The following is a 20,606-nucleotide window of genomic DNA, read 5'->3' as shown; positions in this document are numbered from 1 at the left end:
ATGTTCGAAAGGGTTGGTTCATTCATATAGGACAAGTACTAATTATGTGTTCCGAGAGAATTTCGCCGTGAAATCCTTGGGACTTTGTTAAATCGATTTGAAGTTGTCGGGCGGGCTGATGGCGGCCTGCCGATGGGATGGGCAGGTGATCGACATCGGTGCATTGAGGAAATACGTAGTCGGTTTGTCTGCGACATGCGCTTTCGCCGGACGTGATACCAAGTGCTGCGCCTATATTCCGGATTGAGGTTGTTGTGTTTTTGAATAAAAATTGGGGTGGCGCTATTAATCGTATGTGATCCATGTCAATTGAAAATCGACTGCGGAACGCGAGTTAATCGCATAACAGCAACGCTAATCGCCCTGGTGATTATCATCGGCCTGTATTCCATACCGGATGTTCGAGTGTCGACTCGATCCATCGCCGCGACAACCGGTGCGGCCAGTCAGGTTTGCCCATGTCGCGCCCCGCGGGCAATCACGTCGCCGATTCATCCGCGCCCCGTGCGTGCAGGAATCTCCGGTTCAGCGTCTTCAACATCGGTCTTTCGATCCATACGTGACAGATGTAACCGCAGACACAGGTCGCGCCGACGATCGCACACGTGGCGCTGAGGCCCGACAATGTGTGCGAATCGGCACGTAGTCCGGCAAGTTTGCCGGCCATGCCGATCACGTAGGGATGGATCAGATAGATCGAATAGCTGGATGCGCCGAGCGCTGCCGTGATCCGGCTTCCGTTAGTCCAATTCCACTTGTCGAGCGCGGCCAGCGCGACGATCAGCACGAACGCGGGGCCGCCCCACAGCGTGACCCGCGCGAACCCTTCGGGCGTGCCATGGCGCATCTGCAGCAACGGGATTGCCGCGATGGCGGCAACGGCGACGGCAGCCCAGACGGGCGCGGCAACCCGCTTCGCAATGCCGGTTTGCAGCACGCCGTGCGCCACGACACCAAGACCGAACTCCAGCACAAATGGCTGACCGAGATGGCCAGCGACGGTCGCGCCGCGTGGGTCGAAAACGGCCACGCATGCGCACAGCAACGCAAGCGTCAGCGCGGCGAACGCGGTCGCATGACGCGCGCGCATGCAGCCGAGCGCGGCCGCGACGACGAGATAGAACAGCATCTCGTACTCGAGCGTCCAGCCGTTGAGATTCAGCGGCCCCCAATGGCCGTTTTCCTTTACGTACGGGATGAACAACAGCGACTTGACGAGATAGTCGGGCGCCGCCGTCGTCGTGTTCAGCCAGTGAGGACGCAGCAGCGCGATCGCGTAGATGCCGAGCGTCGTCACCCAGTAGAGCGGCACGATCCGGATCAGGCGCTTGACGAGAAAGTCGCGCCCCTCGTACGGTGCGACGCACGACATGATGAATCCGCTGATCACGAAGAAGACGTCGACGCCGGCCTGCCCGGACGGCAGCACGTGCAAGTGATAGGCAACCACCGCGAGCGCGGCGAGCGCCCGTGCGGACTGGATGTTCAGGTAGATGGGCTGGCGCCGAATGTTTGCGCTCACATGTACCTCCGGACCGTGCGCCGCGAAGGCGAGATGGCGGACGGAGGCACGTGCGCTTCGACAGCGCTTGCGGCGCCGTTATCGGCACCCGGCACGAACGCTGAGCGACCTGCCCGGCGTACCGGGCGCGCGAAACCGGCGAACTGCATCGCGCACAGCAGCGACACGCTCGACAAATGGCGCGTGTAACTGCCGAGATCGGGCTCGAACAGCATCGACACGGCGACATGCCCGATGACGAGCGACGCGAGCACGTCGCGGGCCAACAGGCCATCGCAACGGGTGCGTCGCCACACGGCGGCCACCGCGATCCACACAAACCCCTGCATGGCGATTTCCTTCGGCCCGGGCGAGAACAGCACCGGCAGATTCAGCCGCAGCGCCGCATACACGTAATCGACGCAGAACGCGAAAAACGACGTCGGCGCGACCGGGTTGTGGAAGCTGGTGCGCGCGCCGTACGGCGAACCGTATGCGAGGTAGTCCGCGGCCATGTCGCGCGGATGCAGCAGCAGGTAATACGCGTCGTTCGGCAGCAGCACGAGCACGAGCGGCGCGGCGAGCATCAGCAGCGTCCTGCGGCGCCACGAGCCGCGCCGGAACAGCAGCACGGCGAGCGCGACCCCGAGGATCAGCGCGAAATAGCTGCGCACGATGGCCGCGTAGGCGCCATACAGCACGACGGCCGCCACGATCGCGACGAGCGCGGGGCGGCGTTGCGCGGCCTTGGCGATCACGATCGCGATCAGCACGACGAGTGTGTCCTTGCTCGCGACGAACAGGTTGAAGAACACGCAGGGCACGATCAGCACGAGGCTCGCGGCGAGCGAACCGACGCGGCGCCCGTGCGCGATCATCATGCAGATGAACACCGCGCCGACCACGGCCGTGAACGCGTGGGTGCCGCCGACACCGAGCATCGCGTAGAACTTCGCGACGGCATCGAACGAGGTGCCGTCGTAGCCGCCCGATCCGCCGATCTGGCTCTGGATCTTCTCCGCGTCGCGGAACACATATTCCGGCAGGAACGCGCCGGCCTTCGCATAGACGACCCAGTAGAGCAACACGGCCAGCGCCGCGATCGTGCGGGTCGATCCGCGGCTGAGGGCCGGCCCTGTGCCAATCAGCTTATGCAGCATCGGATACGCTCCCGCGGATCGTGCCGGCCGCGTGGATATGCTCGCCGCGCAGGACGATCGGCACCAGTGCGGCGATGATCGCGATGCTGGTCGTCAGATGCGCGAGCGCCGCGCCGGTCGTGCCGAAACCCGCGATCAGGTACCACGCGGCCGGCACGCAAAACAGCGCGACGCCTGCCATCGACAGCGTGACGACGGCGCCGGCCTGTAACGCGATCGCTGCTGCCCACAGCACGTCGGCGGCCGCGCGCAGCACGAACGACGCGAGCAGCACAGCCAGCAACGCGACCTCTTGCGCGCCGGCCCGTTCGTTCGCGAGCCGGAACATGTCGTCGTGCGCGACGAGAATCGCGATGGAAAGCAAGGCGGCCAGACTCGCGCTGGCCGCCACCGCGCGGCGGAGCCGACGACGGAATTCGGCGGGATCGCCGGCGAGCACGCGCACGAAACCGGGCGCGGCGGTGACGACGACCGTCGCGAACGCGACTGTCTGCACGGCGTTGGCGACCGACCACGCGAAAACATAGCGGCCGAGCGCACCGGCATCCACGTGGGCACTGGCGATGAAGCGCTCGGCGTACTGCATGAACGACAGCAGCGCGCCTGCCGCATAGAACGGCAGACCGCGCAGCCAGCCCTCGATCGTGTCGCGCCACGCCGGCATGCGTACGGTCCGCACCACGTGGCGGGCCCGGTGCGCAAGGACGCCGATGCGATGCCACGACACGGCCACGACGCACGCATTGCACGCGAACCACAGCGCGAATACGGCTTCGATCGAGCGGACCGCGCCCGCGAGCAGGCCCGCACACGCGATGCCGGCCCATGCGCCGGTGCGGACGAACAGCAGCAACGAGCCCGCGCGCGGGCGGTGCAGCGAAAACATCCATGCATTCGTTTCGAATGCCGCATGCTCGGAGAGTGCGACGAGCAGGACGCACCAGAGCACGCGCGTCGACAGGCCGAATGCGGCGGCCGGAAAGCCGGTGAGCGATGCGATCGCGAGCGACGTGCAGATCAGCAGATAAAGCCCGGCGAACGCGGCGCCCAGCCTGCGCGCCTCGCCGATCGCGGGCAGCGGGTCGCTCATGCTCAGCCGGCGGTTGAGCTCCGTGCTGAAGCCGAGGCCGAGCAGCTTCGATGCCACGACGGACGCAGCGACCGCGAGCCCGTAGACGGCGACCGCATCGAAACCGAGCGTGCGCGCGATGACGATCGTCAGGCCGAATTTCAGGCCGAGCGCGGTGAATCTGAGGGCGAGTCGAATGAACATCCGTGGACTCCAGGTCGTCACGCGTATCGTGCCGCGCGCAACGCGTCGACCACGTGTTCGCGCGCGGTGCGAATCCGGTCGAGCCCGGTGCGGGCCGATTGCCAGAACGCGGCTGCCGAGCCGTCAGAGAGGATCCTGTCGGCGACGGCGTCCGGATCGAACGCCGCGCCGTTGACGACCCATTCGTCGAGATGCAGGTCCGCATACGCGCCAAAGCCTTTGCGCTCGTAGCTGACGTGGAAGGCAGGCACGCCCTGCAGTACCGATTCCAGCGCGCCGTGCAGGCGTACCGAGACAACCCAGTCGGGCGCATCGTGCGCGAGCAGCGTCTTGAGCGGCACGAGCGCGTCCTGGATGCCCAGGCCGTGGTAGTACGCGGCATCGTCGTTGCCGCGACAGGCACTTTGCACCGCGAACGAGATGCGACAGTGCGGGCGGACGCGCTCGATCAGCCGCGCGATCGACGCGGCGTAACGCGCGCGTTGCGAACGGTTCCATGCCGGCGGGCGGCGCAGCACGAATGCGACGTGACGCGTGCCGTCGCCGGAGCGTGCGGCATGCTGCAGGATGGTGTCGCTGCGGCGCTCGAAATCGAGCACCGCGAGATCGGGTGCACGACGCGTGTTCGCATTGGCGGCAAGGAATGTGGACGAGCGGTCGTCACGGACGAAAACCGTGTCGAACGACGCGAGCAGGTGGCGCAGGTGCGTGCCCACGGGCCACCCCGGCCGCACGGGGCCGATGCTTTGCGGCAGGTAGACGGCCGGTTTGCCGGAGGCCTTCGCCGCGCGCATCTGCAGCAGGTGGCCGGCCTCGAGCTTCAGCGCCTCTTGGCAATTGCGCGCGCGCAGATAGCCGCCGCCGACGCCGACGATCAGATCGACGTGCCCGAGCAGGCGTCGCAAGTCGCGCAGCCGCGCGTTCGCGCGAACGGGCAACACGAAGCGGGCCGCGCGCGCCACCCGGCTCGCGCCGTGGTCGGCCAGCACGGGTGCGGCGCCAACGTCGTCGTATGCGGGAAACGAAGCCGGATCGGCCGCGATGATCGAGATCCGGACGGCATCGCCGAATGCGTCGCGCAGCAGCCTGGCGGACAGATCGACCAGCAGGCCGTCTCCGGAATTGCGCGCGCTGTACGCATGCAGCAGCGCGACGTGGGTAGTCGGGGTCATTTCGGTTCCTGGTAAACGATGCCGCGGTAGAGCGCGAGCGTGCGCCGGACCATCGCGGCGGCGGAATGGTGTTCGAGTGCGTGCGCGCAATTGGCGGCCATTGCGCGTCGCAACGCTGCGTCGTCGGCGAGCGTGACGACGGCGTGCATGAAGTCGGTCGTATCGTCGTCGTTCGTCACCACGAGGCCGATGTCGTGCGAGCGGATCAGCTCGGCCGCACCGGCCACGTTCGACGCGACGATCGGCACGCGCGCGGCCAGCGCCTCGAGGCAGACGTACGGAAAGCCTTCATAGCGGCTCGGCAATGCAAAGAGGTCGAACGCGGAGAAGTAGCGATTGGCGCCGTCCACGGCGCCGACGACGCGCAGGTTCGGCGGCACGTCGTCGGCGTCGGGGCCGGCTGCCGTGTCGAAATCGCCGGGGCCGATCACGACGAACTGCACCGGGTCGCCGCACCGGCGATGGACGCCGCGCGCGATGCGCACGAGCCGGTCGACGCCCTTCTGGTGCTCGAGGCGGCCGACGAAGCCAACCACGATCGCATCGCGCGGCAGGCCGAGTGCGCGCCTCGCGTCGTCGCGCGGCAGCAGCCGCGGTGGCGTCACGCCGTTGACGATCGTGTCGATGCGGTGGTCCGGAATGCCGAGCGCGTCGTGCAGATGCGCGGCCTCGTCGCGCGAGACCGCGACGATCCGGCTGGAGCGCAGGCAGCCGAGCACGCGCTCGACCGTGCCGTAGAAGCGGCGGCGCCAGCCGCACAGCGACGGGTTCAGCGTATATACCGCGTGCGGCGTATAGACCTGCCGCCAGGGGCCGATGCACAGGCGCGCGATCGCGCCGGCCTTCGAGCTGTGGCTGTGCACGATGTCGGGGCGGATGCGCAGCAGATGCCGGTAGAGCCGGCCGACGGCGATCGCGTCGCGCCAGCCGACCGCGCGCCGCATCGGCACCGCGTGAACGGACCGGCAATGCGCGAGCACGTCCGCATCGAGAATCGTTGCGTCGAATCGTGGGCCTTGCGGAACGATCAGATGCAGCTCGACGCCGTCGTGCGCGCTCAGGCCGCGGATGAGGTCGGCGAGATGAACGGCGACGCCGCCGCCCGCCGCTTCGACGACGAGCGCGATGCGAAGGCGCGGATGCGGACCGTGCGCCGTGCGTGCCGGGCGGCGCGGCGCGGAGAGGGCGCGTGCTCGGGATGTGTCCGTGGCGGGGCGCACGTTACGCCCGAGATCGATCGTGTCGCTCATCGCGAGCCTCCGTGGCGAAGTCGTGCCGCCAGCGCGCGCAGTGCGCGCCGTGCCGGCGAAGCATGGGTGTCGCGACGCGGCGCGTCGCCGTATCGCGTGTAGCGGTAGGCGCCGTAGCGGCCGCCGTAACGGCCCGGGCGCGGGATGACGTCGTTGAGCAGCACGCCGGCTGTCGCGATACCGTTGTGCGCGAGCTGTCGGGCGGCTTCGCCCAGCTCGGCGAGACGCGTTGCGCCGGCGCGGGCGACCAGCAGCACGGTGCCGGCATGTCGGCCGAGCACGAGCGCATCGGCGACCGCGAGAATCGGCGCGGAATCGATGACCACCGCGTCGTAGCGCGCCGACCATTCGCCGAGCAGCTCGGCGATCCGCTCGTCGCTGAGCAGCGCGTCGGGGTTCGGCTGCAACGCGCCGGTCGCGACGAAATCGAGGTTCGGCACGACACTCGCGTGAATCGCGTCGTGCGGCGCGATGTCGCCTGACACGATCTCGGCGAAGCCGCGCTCGCGCGCGACGCCGAAATAGTCGTGCAGATAGCCTTTGCGCAGATCGCCGTCGACGAGCAGCACGCGTGCGCCGTTCGCGGCGAGCAGCGCCGCGAAATTCGCGGACACGAACGACTTGCCTGCGCCCGGCGCCGGGCCGCTCAGCAGCAGCACGTTGTTGCGCGCGCCCTGCATCGCGTAGCGCAGCGCGGTGCGCAGGCTGCGCAGGCTTTCGATCGCCGCGTTGTGCGGGTCGCGCGCGCTCAGTAGATGCGGGCCCGGCGCGTGGGCGGCCATCCGGCGTGCGACATGCCGCTGCTCCGGCGAATCGGGAATCGTCGCGTAGACGTTGATGCCGAGGTGACGCTCGATTTCGTCGGCGCTGTCGACGCCGCCGCGCAGGAAATCGCGCGCGAACGCGAGCCCGACGCCCAGCACGAGCCCGAACAGCGCGGCCGCGCCAATCACGATGGCCCGCTTCGGGCGAACGGGTTCGTCGGGCACGGTCGGCGCATCGACGAGGCGCACGCTGCCGGTCCGTCCCGCCTTCACCAGCTCGAGCTGCTGCGCGTTGCCGAGCAGCGCGGTGTACAGATCCGTGTCGACCTTGACGTCGAGCATCAGCCGCAACGCGTTCTGCTGGAGATCGGGCAGGCGCTTCACGTGCTGCTCGACGTCCTGCTGCTGGCGCCGCAGCGTGCCGATCTGCGCGTCGATCGCGATCATGTCGGGATGGCCGGGCGCGAAGCGCGTGGCCATCTCGTCGCGCTTCTGCTGCAGTTCCAGCAGGCGCGTTTTGGCGTCGGCCGTCTGCTGCAGCACCAGCTTCGCTTCCTCGGTCAGGTCGACCGCGCCGTGCGCGTTGCGCATGTCCGTATAGCGCTGCTCGGCTTGCTGAAGCTGCTTCTTGAGGATCGGCAACTGCGTGTTGAGGAATGCCAGCGACTGCGCGGCATCGGCGGACCGGCGCTCGATATGCTGCCGGACGTAGTGGTTCGCGATGGCCTGCAGCGTGGCCTGCACGCGCTGTGGATCGGGGCCGCGCAGCGTCGCGACGATCACGCCCGACTGCTTGACCTTCTCCTGTACGTCGAGCGTGCGGCGCAGCGTGTCGATCGTCTCCGCGCGCGACTGGCGCACGACCGTGAAGCGCGTGCCGGGCTGCGCGTCGACGCGCGCGAGCTCGACGACGAGCGGGCCGTACGCGGTCCGGAACGTTTCCGTCCGTCCCTGCTGCCCCACGACGGGCTCGGCCAGGCCTGGCCCCGACAGCCGGTAGCGCGCGCCGTCGAGCGCCGTCAGATCGAAACGATCGCCTTCGAGCGGCTTCGGCACGTCGAAGCGGGGAAGATCGGCGCGCTCGTTGCCCCATGCATATCCGCCGATGCCCAGCACGCCGGGGCGCGCGACGTCCGGGTTGAAGCGCGAGATGAAATCGCCGACGACGGGAAAGCGCTTCGGCTGCACGTCGATATAGCTGCGCAGATCGTCGACGGCGCGCGTGACGACGAGCCGCGACGCGAGGATCTGCGCTTCGGCCGCGGCCGTCGACTTGACGTCGAACAGCGACGACACGTCGCCGAGCAGGCTCTTCGCGGCGGATGCGTCGCCACTGTCCTCGATCTGCAGCAGGATGTCGGCCTGGTATTGCGGATGGCTGAGGAATGCATACAGCGTGCCGGCGCCGACGCATGCGGCGGTGACGCACGCGATCAGCCAGCGATGAGAGACGAACGTATCGATCACGCCGGCCAGCGTGATCTCGTCGGCATGCTCGGGCATGCGTGGAGGGGGAGAGGTTGGCATCATCGGGTCAGTCCGGAAAGCGGGAGGAAGCGGCAGGCGGCTGCGAGGCGGCGCCTGCCGAGGTGGTGGGCGGTGCGGCCGGCGCGAGGCGCGCGCACCAGTCGTCGACGCCGTGCTCGATGAGCCTCAGGCTCTGCTCGAACAGCGGGAGCGTGCCGCAATACGGATCGGGCACGTCGAAGCCCGGGCGTGCGTGGCCCGGCGCCGGGCAGAATTCGCCAAGCGTGAACACGCGGCCCAGCAGCGACGGATGGCGGTGTTCGAGCGCGCGCTTCTGTTGACGCTCCATCGTCAGGATCAGGTCGGCTTGCGCGCAGAGCGGCGGCGTGAGCAGACGCGCGCGATGCGCGGCGATGTCGAGGCCGCGCTCGCGCATCAGCGCGACCGCGAACGGTTCGGCCGGATGCCCGACGAGCGCGCCGAGGCCGGCCGACTGCACGTCGACGCCCGGCAGGCGCGCGCGGAACAGCGCCTGCGCCATCGGGCTGCGGCAGATGTTGCCGACGCATACGACGAGCAAGGTGGCGAGTGCGCTCATTTGATGGCGAGCGCCGCGGCCATGGCGCTGGAGTTGACACCGGGCAACAGCAGGCTCAGCACGCGGCTGAAGCGCACGAGGCTGTTGCCGTCGACGTAGACGACGTCCTTCGGCTGCAGCTCGAACTCGTTCGCGAGGACCATCGACACCGGCGAGCGCGCGTCGAGGTGGAACACCTGCGGGCTGTCGGTCTGCGAGCCGCGGATCACGAACAGCTGTGCGGCGTCGGCCGTGTTGGGATTGACGCTGCCGGCCTGCGACAGCGCGTCGGACAGCGTCAGCCGGCCGTCGCGCAGCGGCAGCGCGAGCGACGGCTTGTTGACCTCGCCCATCACGTAGACGCCGTAGTCGCTGCGGCTCGGCACATGCAGCAGATCGCCGGCGGCGAGCACGATGTCGGCCGGGTTGCGGCCCTGGCGCAGCAACTGCGTCAGGTCGAGCGGATGCGTTACGCCGTCGCGCACGAGTGTCATCCGGCTCTGATCGGCGGCGGGATTCAGGCCGCCTGCGCGGCCGAGCGCTTCGTAGAGCGTCATCGGCACGTCGTTGACAGGCTGGTTGCCTGGCGCGCGGACCTCGCCGTCGATATAGACCTGCTTCGAACGGAACGACGCGACGCGCAGCGTGACCTGCGGATTGCGGTAGGCGCGCGCGAGCGCATCGGCGATGCGCGTGCGCGCGGCGTCGGCGGTGAGGCCCGCGACGTGAACCCGGCCGGCGAACGGGAATGCTAGGTCGCCGTTCCGGTCGACGACGAAGCCGGTGACGGGATCGGCGGCGTGCGGCGCGTTCGGCGCTGCCGCGCCTTGCGCGGCAGCCAGCTCGGGGTGATCCCATACGGTGATCTGCAGCACGTCGCCCGGGCCGATCCGGTAAGCGCCGGGCGACGCCGTCAGCAGATCGGCCTGCGCGGCCTGTTGCCGTGCCGCCTGCGCCTTCAGTTGGCGAATCAAGTCGGGGCCGATTTTCCGGATCTCGTAATGCGGCACTTCACCATCGGGCCGGGCATCCGCCGCGGATGACGGGGGCGATTCGGCCATGCGCATCCCGGGGGCGAGCGCGCAGGCGGACAGCGCGATGCTGAGCGTCGCGATCGACAGGATCGGCAACAGGAGGGCGCCGCGCGGGCGCGCGGCTCCGGGCCGCACGTTTGCGGCGGATTCCATAGGCATGGCTTTCTCCAGGAATGGGCGCCGTGCGGCGGCGCTCCGTGCGTGATCAGTACGCGTTGTGATGGGTCCAGCCGGACGTGATCGTCGCGGCGACGATGCGCATGTCGAGTGCGAACGACCAGTTGCGCAGGTAATGAAGATCGGCTTCCACGCGGCGCTGCATCTTCTCGATGCGGTCGGTTTCGCCGCGCAGGCCGTTGATTTGCGCCCAGCCGGTGATGCCGGGCTTGACGCGATAGCGATGGATGTAGCCGTCCACGATCGTGTGATACAGGTCGTCGTGTTCGAGCGCGTGCGGACGCGGGCCGACGACGGACATCTCGCCGCGCAGCACGTTGATGAACTGCGGCATTTCGTCGAGGCTCGTGCGGCGCAGGAACGCGCCGATGCGGGTCACGCGTGGATCGTTGGGCGTCGCTTGCCGCACGCCGCCGTCCGTGTCGGCATGCACGTGCATCGTGCGGAACTTGTAGATCGCGAACGCCTTGCCGTTCGCGCCCTTGCGCAGCTGGCGGAACAGCACGGGGCCGGGCGAAGACAGCCGGACGGCCAGCGCGATCGCGAGCAGCAGCGGCGCCGTGCCGACCAGCACCGCCGCCGCAAACAGCCGATCGAAAATCGCTTTCTGAACCAGCGCGCGAGGCGACAGCGGAGAGGCGACCAGGTTGATCGCCGGCGCACCGACCAGGTTGACCATCGCGCCGTCGAACATCGCGAGCTGGCTGACGTCGGGTACGAGGCGGATGTCGACGAGGTCGTGCCGGAATGTATCGAGCACGCGAACGATGGCGCTGGTTTCAGTGATCGGCAGCGCGATCCAGACTTCCGGGATCGTATTCGCCCGCACGTGCGCGGCGAACGCGTCGAGGGTGGAAAAGGCTTCGATGCCGTTCGCGCCGGGTTGTGCGGAGCGGTCCGGATCGAGCACGGCTGCCGCGCGATAGCGCGCCGACGGCGATTGCGCGATCCGTTCGAGCACGGCGACGCAATGTGCGCCGCCGCCGACGATCGCGACTGGCCTGGTGCGTTCGCCCACGTGGACGATCCGTTCGAATGTCGCGCATACGACGAGCCGAAACGCGACGAGTGCGATGCCGCTTGCCGCCGCCCAGAGCAGGAATCCGCTCGGCGGCACCGGCAACGCGCCGCGCATCGCGAACATGACGATTGCCGAGCCGGCGAGCGCGAGCAGCCATCCCGAGACGGTAAGGAATACGATGCGATGGGTCGCGCGATCGCGCGGTATGCGCGCCACGCCGAATGCCGGGAACAGGACCATCGCGAACACCGCCGTGCTCGCGACGATCGCCACGTTGTCGGACGGATCGATGCCGTCGCCGGGAGAAAACCAGGCTGCCGCCGCGGCGCCGAGCGCGATCAGCGTGATGTCGACGATGCGCGTGAAGAACCCATGGATCGCCGACGGAGCGGCGGCGCGTTGCTGTTCGAGTGCCGTATGCATATACCTTCGCTACCGATGTATTCGATGCGGCGTCCGTCGCCTCGCGCAGGACGCAACGAACCGTGCCGCGCCGGGATAAATCGGGGCGGTGCCGTTGCTTCCGTTTCACGGGAGTGGTCGACGAGGGGAAGGGACGCTGCCTGCCTTAGAGGTCGATCGCGTGCATCGCATTGGCCGGATTTTTGATACGGACGGGGCCGTGCCGGGGAGGGCGATGCGTTGGATTCGACTCAACCCATGGCAATTTTGGGTAACCTGGGATGCGATTTAAATGGGACGTGTATTAAATGCGGTCGTCAGCAATTGATACATGTACTAATGCGATGTGAGGGCGTTTCGCGATGCGTGCATTGCGAACGACCGGGCATCGATCGCAGGGGTTGTCGGCGCCGTGTTTGCGCGAGCATGCCGGCATGCTCGATGCATGGACGATATGCGGTGCCGCGATGGGCCTACATGCTAGACGGGCGGCGGGATGTGTCGCGAGCGCTTCGGCGTCTTCGAATGACGGACGACGTGATTTGCCGTCGAGATGGCCGGCGATTTTCGCGGAGGAGGATTTAAATCAGGATAGCAAATCGTGAAAATGACGGGGGCAGGCCGTCATCGATCGCGTTGAATGCGGGCACGGGTGTCCCGGCCGGTGCGGGCGGGACGGCGATCCTGCATACACCCGCGCTCATTGGCGAGATGCATGTGCGTGCCGCGCATCGACGCGCGGCATCATTGCCCCGTCTGTCGCTTAGCCCTTCGCGACGACGTCGATGCGCAGCGCTTCGCCGCCGGCGGCGATCCCGAGCAGGCGATCGACGTTCGGGTGTGCGCCGGGGCGGTTGCGCGCATCGACGGTGTGCTCGGCGAACACGGCAAGGCCATGCTCGGCAGCCTTCGCGTCAAGCGTGCCGAATGCCTGCTTCAGGTAGTGGTACACAGCGAGCGAACCCTGTTTGCCGGGCTGGTTCTCGATGGTGGCGACCACGTCGCCGTGCGCGCCGACGAGATCGATGCGTGCGATGCCGTCGATGGCCGGCAATTGCGCGAGGTTGTCCTTGAATACTGGGGTAGCTTGAATCACTGAAAACACGCCGTCGGTTCGGTCATAGATGTTTCCGACGCGGTCGTACACCGGATCCTCGTAGTTGACCCAGTGCTCCTGCACGAGCGCGCACTTCATCCCGAGATGCGCGGCGACGGCCGCGACCTGGCGTGTCTGGTTCGACTGCACGCCGCCGATCGACACGAGCGTGTCGGCGCCTTGCGCAAGCGCGTCGGGATCAGGTATTCGAGCTAGCGCGTCTTGTTGCCGCCGAACGCGAGGCCGCTGTTGCAGTCCTCGCGCTTCGCGTACAGCTCGACCTTGCCGCCGAGATGCGCGCTCAGGCGCTTGAGCGGCTGGATCGGCGTCGGGCCGAACGTGAGCGGATAGCGGGGGAAACGTTGCACGTTCATCGACAGTCTCCGAAAGACGGTGGGCAGGAAATCGGATCGGTCGCGTGCGGCCGGTGCGCCGTGTCCCGATGCAAAGATGATAGGCAGGACGCCGGGAAATGAGTTTGCTAAATAAATGGAAAGTGCCTACGTTATCGATGTAGAAAAGCAGAGGAAGATAATTTTGGTTCGCAGAATCAATCGGAGGCGCAATGAAATTAGATCGCAGCAGCGCCGCCCCCGCCGATGCCGCGCCGACGCTCGATCGCATCGACCGCGCGATCCTGCGGCAGCTGCAGCAGGACGCGTCGATCTCGAACGTGAGCCTCGCCGCGAAGGTGAAGCTGAGCGCGCCGGCATGCCTGCGGCGCGTCGAGCGGCTGAAGGAGATGGGGTTGATCCGCGGCATCGTCGCGTTGCTCGATCCGAAGCCACTCGGTGCCGGGATGCTGGTCGTGATCGGCTTCGTGCTCGATCGTTCGACGCCGGAGGCGTTCGCCGAATTCGAGAACGCCGCTCAGAAGGTGTCAGGGTGCGCCGAGTGCCACGTGGTGACCGGCGAATTCGACTACTTCATGCTGGTCCGCACGCGCGACAACGAGAGCTTCAATCGCTTGCACGCCGAACAGCTTCTGTACCTGCCCGGCGTGCGGCAGGTGCGCTCGTTCATGGTGCTCAAGGAGATTTTGTCGACGCATGCGCTGCCGGTTTAGTGCAGCGGGATGTGGATGGCCGCGCATGCTGCGTTAGCGGCAAGCGGGAGAAGCGAAGTGAGTACGACCGGCACGCGGACCTCACCGGTGACGCCGCATAACGAAGGGCCATCTTCACGTGATCAAACAGAGGGGCAGGCATAGTTTTCCTTGCCGGCGTAACGAACCGACTCCTATCGCTTGCGCTGTCTGGGGTCGATGCCGTTTTGCTCGAGTAGCTTTCGCAGTCGTGCGTTATCGCCCCACAACGTTGCGAACGCGATCATTATCATCAGGGTGGGAAACCATTCGCCGGTCGCGGCGATGATGGTCCATCCTACGGCGGTGCAAATCAGCGCCGTGACGATGAGGAGCAAATGATCCACAATCCACTCCATCGTGTACTCCGGATTGCAGTGTTTGCCTTCAACCCGAGATAGCTATGCGGGCCGGGCGCGAGAACTTCAGGATGCCGCAGGATTTGCGCCATGATCAATGGATGAACCGCAAGGCGATGGCGCGCGCCCCATTGCGCAACCGCCAAGGACAGGTCGGTTCCCGGTTTGCCGATGCCGCATGCCGACGCAGCATCTGTCGCGACCATCAGGCTACCAATGACCGCGCCCAGATAGACGCTGCCGAGGATCGCCCCAACGACGGTTGCCACTTCGAGTTTCGTGGTCGCGCCAAACAATTCCGCGACCGTCGCATCCGGACGTAGTGTCTTGAGCGCGCCCATCATCGTGCTGACACTCGCCACCGCGGTTTGCAGGGTCGCAAACAGCGTTGTGGGAACGGGCATATGCAGCGCGGTCATGTTTGCTTGAAACGCTTCGGAAAAGCTCGAACATCTCGGTGTTGGCACGGGCAATTCTCCTGACGAATGGACTTATTCTGCCTATTCGTCTTCGCCCGCCATCTCGAAAATGGGCGCTACATGGCGCGCTCAGCGTTGCCACGGCGCCGCGCCCGGCTGCTGCCGCACCGTCTTGCCGAGCCGTTCGCGCGCAGTATCCAGCGCCGCCGCATCGAGTTCCCCGTCATCAGCCAGCGCCTTCAGCGCGGCGAGCACGATGCTCGCGCGATCGACTTCGAAGAACGCGCGCAGCGCGTCGCGCGTGTCGCTGCGGCCGAACCCGTCGGTGCCGAGCGTCACGTAGCGGCGCGGCACGTACGCGCGGATCAGTTCGGGCACCGCACGCACGTAATCGGTCGCGGCGATTACCGGGCCATGCGTTCCTTCAAGCATCCGCGTGACATACGACGATGCCGATCCGTCGCCGAGCCGCGACTGCCGTTCGGCTTCCATCCCGTCGCGCTGCAACTCGCTGAAACTCGTGACGCTCCACACGGCTGCATCGATATTCCAGTCCTCCTTCAGCATCCGCTGCGCGGCGAGCACCTCGCCGAGAATCGCGCCCGCGCCGAACAACTGCACGCGCGCGGTCGCGTTCACTGCCGACGGCAGCCGATGCATGCCCTTCAGGATGCCTTCGGGTCGTGCGGCCGGATCGTCGTTGGGCATCGACGGCTGCGAATAGTTCTCGTTCATGACGGTCACGTAATAGAACACGTCACGCTGCTGTTCGACCATCTCGCGCATGCCGGCATCGATGATCGTTGCGACTTCGTACGCGAACGCCGGGTCGTAAGCGCGGCAGTTCGGAATCGTCGACGCCGTGAGATGGCTGCTGCCGTCCTGATGCTGCAACCCTTCGCCGCCGAGCGTCGTGCGCCCGGACGTCGCGCCGACGAGGAAGCCGCGCGAGCGCTGGTCGGCGGCGGCCCAGATCAGGTCGCCGATGCGCTGGAAGCCGAACATCGAGTAGTAGATGTAGAACGGCAGCATCGGCAGGTCGTGCACGCTGTACGCGGTCGCGGCGGCGATCCACGACGACACCGCGCCGGCTTCCGAAATCCCTTCCTCGAGAATCTGGCCGCGCGTGTCCTCGCGGTAGTAGAGCATCGAGCCGAGATCCTCCGGTTCGTAGCACTGTCCGAGCGGCGAGTAGATGCCGACCTGCCGGAACAGGCTCGCCATGCCAAACGTGCGCGCCTCGTCGGCGACGATCGGCACCACGCGCGGACCGATGTCGCGATCCTTGATCAACGCGGCGAGCATGCGCACGAGCGCCATCGTCGTCGACATCTCGCGGCCGGCCGCCTCCAGCGCGAACGCACCCCAGGCCGGCATCGAAGGGACGGTCAGCCCCTTCGATGCCGCCATCCGCCTTCTGGGCAGATAGCCTCCCAGGGCAGCCCGGCGGGCATGCAGGTAACGCATTTCCGGGCTGTCTTCCGCTGGTTTGTAAAACTTCAACTGCTCGACGTCGCCGTCCGACAGCGGCAACCGGAAACGGTCGCGGAACGCCTTCAGGTCGTCGACGTCGAGCTTCTTCTGCTGGTGAGTGGTCATCCGCCCCTGGCCGGCCGTGCCCATTCCATAACCCTTCATCGTTTTCGCGAGGATCACGGTCGGCTGGCCGCGATGGGCGAGCGCGCGCGCATATGCGGCGTGCAGCTTGCGCGCGTCGTGGCCGCCGCGGCGCAGGCGGTCGATTTCCGCATCGGTGAGCTGGGCGGCCAGCGCTTCGAGCGCCGGGTCGCCGCTGAAGAAGCGCGCGCGGTTGTACGCGCCGTCGTTCGCGGAGAAGGTCTGGAACTGGCCGTCGACGGTGTCGGCGAACGCGCGCGCGAGTGCGCCCGCGTGATCGCGCGCGAACAGCGGATCCCAGTCGGAGCCCCACAGTACCTTGATCGTGTTCCAGCCGGCGCCGGCGAACAGCGCTTCGAGCTCGTCGATCACGCGGCCGTTGCCGCGCACCGGGCCGTCGAGCCGCTGCAGGTTGCAGTTGATCACGAACACGAGATTGTCGAGCCCTTCGCGTGCGGCGAGCGACAGCGCGCCGAGCGATTCGGGTTCGTCCATCTCGCCGTCGCCGAAGAAGCCCCACACGGTGCGGCCGGCGGTGTTCGCGAGCCCGCGATGCTGCAGGTAGCGCATGAAGCGCGCCTGGTAGATCGCGTTGATCGGGCCGATGCCCATCGAGCCGGTCGGGAACTGCCAGAAATCCGGCATCAGCCACGGATGCGGATACGAACACAGCCCGGGCCCGGCGATTTCACGACGGTAGTGCTTCAGGTGATCTTCGGTGAAGAAGCCTTCGAGATACGCGCGCGCATACACGCCCGGCGACGAATGCGGCTGGAAGTACACGAGGTCGCCGCCCGGGCCGCTTTCATGGCCTGCGTCGGCCGGCGCCGCACGGAAAAAATGGTTGAAGCCGACTTCGAACAGGTCCGACGCCGACGCGTAGCTCGCGATGTGGCCGCCGAGTTCGCCGTATGCCCGGTTCGCGCGCACGACCATCGCGAGCGCGTTCCAGCGCAGCGCGGCGGACAGCCGTTCCTCGAGCTCGGCGTCGCCCGGATACGGCGTCTGCTCGTGCGCGGCGATCGTGTTCAGGTACGGCGTGACGGGGCCGCGCGGCGCCGCGAGCCCGCGGGTGTGCGCATGCGCGGCGAGCCGGCCGAGCAGGTACTGCGCGCGTTCCTTGCCGACGTGCGCGACGACGGCGTCGAGCGCTTCCAGCCATTCGGCGGTTTCTTCCGGGTCGGCGTCGGCGTGAGCCGCGCCGGCGCGCCGTGTGGCGTCGATTCCGTTCGACAGGTCCGTCATCGCAGGTCTCCCCGCGCGCCGGTTCGGAGCGGCGCGCAATCAGTGGCAATCGGTCGGATCATGCTACCCGCCGATCCGCAAAATATGCGTCTGATTTCATTGGGATTTCGCTCACGGATAGTGTAAATATTCCGGTTGTGGCCACTCTTCCGGAATATTTCGACCATGAGCGCAAACCCGCGTCGGCTCGACCGCATCGACATCGGCATCCTGAACCAGCTGCAGCAGAACGCGCGCATCACGAACGCGGAGCTCGCGCGCGCGGTGAACCTGTCCGCCACGCCGTGCTTCAACCGCGTGCGCGCGCTGGAGAAGCTCGGGTTGTTCCGCCAGCAGGTCACGCTGCTCGATCCCGAGCCGCTCGGGCTGCGGATCAACGTGTTCATCCAGGTCAGTCTCGAGAAGCAGGTCGAGGATGCGCTGCAGCGTTTCGAGGAGGCGATCTCGCAGCGGCCCGAGGTGATGGAGTGTTACCTGATGTCGGGCGACGCCGACTATCTGCTGCGCGTCGTGATGCCCGACATGCGCACGCTGGAGCGCTTCGTCATCGAGCGGCTGACGACGATTCCCGGCGTGTCGAACATCCGGTCGAGCTTCGCGCTGAAGCAGGTGCGCTACAAGACCGCGCTGCCGCTGCCGGCGGCCGGGCTGACGCTCGTCGATCCGGACGAGTCGGCGTCCGACTGGGGCTGAGCGCGGGGCGCCGGCGCCCCGTCCGGTTTCAGGTTTCAGACGAAACGGCGACAACGCGCCGACGATTGCCCGACGCCGTCGAAAGGGGCGGACTGCCGCAGATCCGGTCGCTGCGCGTCGCCGCGCGGGGCGCCCGCATCTTCACGACGCCGCGTGGCACGATCGCGTATGCTCGTTCCGTCATCGGCGAAGGCCGCAGGTGCCGGAGCCGGATCAATCGACAATCGATCAACGAGCGAGGGCATCATGGCAAGACAGACGATGGCGGAATACCTGGCAAAGACGCTGGCGGCAGCGGGCGTCGAGCGCATCTGGGGCGTGACGGGCGACAGCCTGAACGGCCTGTCGTTCAGCCTCAGCCAGATCGGCTCGATCCGCTGGATGCACACGCGGCACGAGGAAAGCGCAGCGTTCGCGGCCGGCGCCGATGCCGCGTCGACCGGGCGGCTCGCGGTGTGCGCGGGCAGTTGCGGCCCCGGCAACCTGCACCTGATTAACGGACTGTACGATTGTCACCGCAATCACCAGCCGGTGCTGGCTATCGCCGCGCACATCCCGTCGACCGAGATCGGCCTGGGCTACTTCCAGGAAACCCATCCGCAGGACCTGTTCCGTGAATGCAGCCATTTCGCGGAGCTGGTGACGAACGCGTCGCAGTTTCCACGCGTGCTGGCGCGCGCGATGCGCACCGCGATCGAGGAGCGCGGCGTGGCGGTGATCGTGCTGCCGGGCGACATCGCGCTCGGCGACGGCCCCGACGAAGCGCCCGCGTGGAGCGAATCGGCGCCGCCGTCGATCCTGCCGGCCGATGCCGATCTCGACCGGCTCGCGGCGTTGCTCAACGAATCGGACGCGGTCACGCTGCTGTGCGGCAGCGGCACGCAGGGCGCACACGACGAAGTGGTCGCGCTGGCGGACACGCTCGGCGCGCCGGTCGTGCATGCGTTGCGCGGCAAGCAGTTCGTCGAATGGGACAACCCGTTCGACGTCGGGATGACGGGGCTGATCGGTTTCAGCTCCGGCTATCACGCGATGGAATCGTGCGACACGCTGCTGATGCTCGGCACGGATTTCCCGTACCGGCCGTTCTATCCGACGAATGCGAAGATCGCGCAAATCGACTGGAAGGGTTCGCAACTCGGCCATCGCGCCCCGCTCGCGCTCGGGCTCGTCGGCACCGTGAAGGAAACGATCGCGGCGCTGCTGCCGCGCCTGACGCGCAAGACGCAGCGGCGCTTCCTCGAGAACGCGCTGAAACATTACGCGGCCGCGCGCAAGGGACTCGACGATCTCGCGGTGGCCGAGCCGCCGGGCCGCGCGATCCATCCGCAGTACCTGACGAAGATCGTCGACGAAGTCGCGGCTGAGGACGCGATCTTCACGGCCGACGTCGGCACGCCGACGCTATGGGCCGCGCGTTACCTGACGATGAACGGCAAGCGGCAACTGCACGGGTCGTTCAACCACGGGTCGATGGCGAATGCGATGCCGCAGGCGCTCGGCGCGCAGGGCGCGCATCCGGGGCGGCAGGTCGTGTCGCTGTCGGGCGACGGCGGGCTGTCGATGCTGCTCGGCGATCTGCTGACCGCACGCCAGCTCAAGCTGCCGATCAAGGTCGTCGTGTTCAACAACAGCCTGCTCGGCTTTGTGTCGATGGAGCTGAAGGCGGCTGGCTATCTCGACACGAACGTCGACCTGAGCTCGACCGATTTCGCGGCGATCGCGAAGGGCGCCGGTATCTTCAGCGTGCGCGTCGAGCATTCGGAGAACGTCGAGCAAGCGTTGCGCACGGCGTTCGAGCATGACGGGCCAGCGGTGGTCGACGTCGTCACGTCGAAGTACGAGCTCGCGATGCCGCCGAAGATCGAGATCGCGCATGCGAAGGGCTTCAGCCTGTTCATGCTGCGCGCGATCCTCAGCGGGCGCGGCGACGAGATCGTCGAATTGGCGAGAACCAACTTGCGGTGAAGGGGGGGCGCGTGCCGTGTGGCGAGCATGGCGCGCGGTTCAAAGCCCGCTCGCTCGCGCACGGCTTTGGCTGACGACCTCGAGGCGGTGGGCGAGATGATGGTTCGCGGGAGAGAGGCATCGCGCGCCGACGTCCCGACCCCATTTCTGTCGCTGGAGACTGACCGCCGACGATTTCGCGCAGATCCAGACGGCGCCGGGGCAAATCCGGATCGGCGGCAAGCGCTATCCCGCGCAACCCGCGCACTTGCAGAAGCGTGTCGATCGCCGATCCGGCACGAATTGGTCAGGCAAATCAGGGTCAATCTTCACGTCACCTTAAGTTTG

Annotated in this window: 15 protein-coding genes and 1 pseudogene; 3 read left to right on the top strand and 13 right to left on the bottom strand. The window is 67.0% G+C overall.

The window, feature by feature from the left end:
• Window positions 1–478 precede the first annotated feature (478 nt).
• The 11 genes and pseudogenes from A9Z05_RS16620 to A9Z05_RS16570 all read right to left on the bottom strand — a co-directional run.
• On the bottom strand, window positions 479–1,522 hold the full coding sequence (locus A9Z05_RS16620; RefSeq protein ID WP_069619051.1) for an acyltransferase: 1,044 nt from the start codon (window positions 1,520–1,522) through the stop codon (window positions 479–481).
• Entirely contained in the window at window positions 1,519–2,661 is a 1,143-nt protein-coding gene (locus A9Z05_RS16615) for a hypothetical protein (protein WP_069619050.1), read from the bottom strand. Before A9Z05_RS16615 ends, A9Z05_RS16620 begins: the two co-directional genes overlap by 4 nt.
• Entirely contained in the window at window positions 2,651–3,934 is a 1,284-nt protein-coding gene (locus tag A9Z05_RS16610; RefSeq protein ID WP_069619049.1) for a polysaccharide biosynthesis protein, read from the bottom strand. The genes A9Z05_RS16615 and A9Z05_RS16610 overlap by 11 nt, the downstream gene beginning before the upstream one ends.
• A gap of 17 nt (window positions 3,935–3,951) precedes the next feature.
• Window positions 3,952–5,106, bottom strand: a complete 1,155-nt coding sequence (locus A9Z05_RS16605) for a polysaccharide pyruvyl transferase family protein (RefSeq protein WP_069619048.1) — start codon at window positions 5,104–5,106, stop codon at window positions 3,952–3,954.
• Window positions 5,103–6,356 carry a glycosyltransferase family 4 protein gene (locus tag A9Z05_RS16600; RefSeq protein ID WP_069619047.1) on the bottom strand — a complete coding sequence of 418 codons (1,254 nt, stop codon included), beginning with the start codon at window positions 6,354–6,356 and terminating at the stop codon, window positions 5,103–5,105. Before A9Z05_RS16600 ends, A9Z05_RS16605 begins: the two co-directional genes overlap by 4 nt.
• Window positions 6,353–8,650: a polysaccharide biosynthesis tyrosine autokinase gene (locus A9Z05_RS16595; protein ID WP_084044294.1), complete on the bottom strand. Its 2,298-nt coding sequence runs from the start codon at window positions 8,648–8,650 to the stop codon at window positions 6,353–6,355. The genes A9Z05_RS16600 and A9Z05_RS16595 overlap by 4 nt, the downstream gene beginning before the upstream one ends.
• A gap of 4 nt (window positions 8,651–8,654) precedes the next feature.
• Entirely contained in the window at window positions 8,655–9,185 is a 531-nt protein-coding gene (locus A9Z05_RS16590; protein ID WP_069619046.1) for a low molecular weight protein-tyrosine-phosphatase, read from the bottom strand.
• On the bottom strand, window positions 9,182–10,357 hold the full coding sequence (locus tag A9Z05_RS16585) for a polysaccharide biosynthesis/export family protein (RefSeq protein WP_084044293.1): 1,176 nt from the start codon (window positions 10,355–10,357) through the stop codon (window positions 9,182–9,184). Before A9Z05_RS16585 ends, A9Z05_RS16590 begins: the two co-directional genes overlap by 4 nt.
• 46 nt (window positions 10,358–10,403) lie before the next feature.
• Window positions 10,404–11,819, bottom strand: coding sequence for an undecaprenyl-phosphate glucose phosphotransferase (locus tag A9Z05_RS16580; protein WP_069619044.1), 1,416 nt, complete (start codon window positions 11,817–11,819; stop codon window positions 10,404–10,406).
• A gap of 742 nt (window positions 11,820–12,561) precedes the next feature.
• Window positions 12,562–12,894, bottom strand: a complete 333-nt coding sequence (locus A9Z05_RS16575) for a DUF2322 family protein (protein ID WP_069619079.1) — start codon at window positions 12,892–12,894, stop codon at window positions 12,562–12,564.
• Between the two features lie 27 nt (window positions 12,895–12,921).
• Window positions 12,922–13,268, bottom strand: a pseudogene (locus A9Z05_RS16570) (pyridoxal-phosphate dependent enzyme); the annotation flags it as partial.
• 191 nt (window positions 13,269–13,459) lie between these two features.
• Here A9Z05_RS16570 and A9Z05_RS16565 point away from each other — a divergent pair.
• Window positions 13,460–13,960 carry an Lrp/AsnC family transcriptional regulator gene (locus A9Z05_RS16565; RefSeq protein ID WP_069619043.1) on the top strand — a complete coding sequence of 167 codons (501 nt, stop codon included), beginning with the start codon at window positions 13,460–13,462 and terminating at the stop codon, window positions 13,958–13,960.
• Window positions 13,961–14,291: 331 nt separating this feature from the next.
• On the opposite strand, the gene A9Z05_RS34820 is transcribed toward A9Z05_RS16565, so the two are convergent.
• Together A9Z05_RS34820 and mdeB are read right to left on the bottom strand one after the other, a co-directional pair.
• A complete protein-coding gene (locus A9Z05_RS34820) occupies window positions 14,292–14,756 on the bottom strand; it encodes a hypothetical protein (protein ID WP_084044292.1) in 465 nt (154 codons plus the stop codon).
• A gap of 129 nt (window positions 14,757–14,885) precedes the next feature.
• Entirely contained in the window at window positions 14,886–17,618 is a 2,733-nt protein-coding gene (mdeB, locus tag A9Z05_RS16555) for an alpha-ketoglutarate dehydrogenase (RefSeq protein ID WP_069619041.1), read from the bottom strand.
• A 165-nt stretch (window positions 17,619–17,783) separates the two neighbouring features.
• On the opposite strand from mdeB, the gene A9Z05_RS16550 reads away from it, so the two are divergent.
• Both A9Z05_RS16550 and poxB read left to right on the top strand, forming a co-directional pair.
• Window positions 17,784–18,311, top strand: a complete 528-nt coding sequence (locus A9Z05_RS16550; RefSeq protein WP_069619040.1) for an Lrp/AsnC family transcriptional regulator — start codon at window positions 17,784–17,786, stop codon at window positions 18,309–18,311.
• 246 nt (window positions 18,312–18,557) lie between these two features.
• On the top strand, window positions 18,558–20,279 hold the full coding sequence (gene poxB, locus A9Z05_RS16545) for a ubiquinone-dependent pyruvate dehydrogenase (protein ID WP_069619039.1): 1,722 nt from the start codon (window positions 18,558–18,560) through the stop codon (window positions 20,277–20,279).
• The last annotated feature ends 327 nt before the right edge of the window (window positions 20,280–20,606 follow it).

Source organism: Burkholderia sp. A2 (assembly GCF_001729305.1).
In the GTDB taxonomy this organism is placed as follows: Bacteria; Pseudomonadota; Gammaproteobacteria; order Burkholderiales; family Burkholderiaceae; genus Burkholderia; species Burkholderia sola.
Note: the sequence above shows the minus strand (reverse complement) of the source record. Positions and strands in the feature narration are given on the sequence as shown.

Excerpts from the sequence above, each read along its gene's own strand:
- poxB (WP_069619039.1), top strand. The coding sequence starts at position 18,558 with ATGGCAAGACAGACGATGGCGGAATACCTGGCAAAGACGCTGGCGGCA.
- A9Z05_RS16565 (WP_069619043.1), top strand. The coding sequence starts at position 13,460 with ATGAAATTAGATCGCAGCAGCGCCGCCCCCGCCGATGCCGCGCCGACG.
- A9Z05_RS16605 (WP_069619048.1), bottom strand. The coding sequence starts at position 5,106 with ATGACCCCGACTACCCACGTCGCGCTGCTGCATGCGTACAGCGCGCGC.
- A9Z05_RS16595 (WP_084044294.1), bottom strand. The coding sequence starts at position 8,650 with ATGATGCCAACCTCTCCCCCTCCACGCATGCCCGAGCATGCCGACGAG.
- A9Z05_RS16585 (WP_084044293.1), bottom strand. The coding sequence starts at position 10,357 with ATGCCTATGGAATCCGCCGCAAACGTGCGGCCCGGAGCCGCGCGCCCG.
- mdeB (WP_069619041.1), bottom strand. The coding sequence starts at position 17,618 with ATGACGGACCTGTCGAACGGAATCGACGCCACACGGCGCGCCGGCGCG.
- A9Z05_RS34820 (WP_084044292.1), bottom strand. The coding sequence starts at position 14,756 with ATGACCGCGCTGCATATGCCCGTTCCCACAACGCTGTTTGCGACCCTG.
- A9Z05_RS16580 (WP_069619044.1), bottom strand. The coding sequence starts at position 11,819 with ATGCATACGGCACTCGAACAGCAACGCGCCGCCGCTCCGTCGGCGATC.
- A9Z05_RS16590 (WP_069619046.1), bottom strand. The coding sequence starts at position 9,185 with ATGAGCGCACTCGCCACCTTGCTCGTCGTATGCGTCGGCAACATCTGC.
- A9Z05_RS16550 (WP_069619040.1), top strand. The coding sequence starts at position 17,784 with ATGAGCGCAAACCCGCGTCGGCTCGACCGCATCGACATCGGCATCCTG.
- A9Z05_RS16615 (WP_069619050.1), bottom strand. The coding sequence starts at position 2,661 with ATGCTGCATAAGCTGATTGGCACAGGGCCGGCCCTCAGCCGCGGATCG.
- A9Z05_RS16610 (WP_069619049.1), bottom strand. The coding sequence starts at position 3,934 with ATGTTCATTCGACTCGCCCTCAGATTCACCGCGCTCGGCCTGAAATTC.
- A9Z05_RS16600 (WP_069619047.1), bottom strand. The coding sequence starts at position 6,356 with ATGAGCGACACGATCGATCTCGGGCGTAACGTGCGCCCCGCCACGGAC.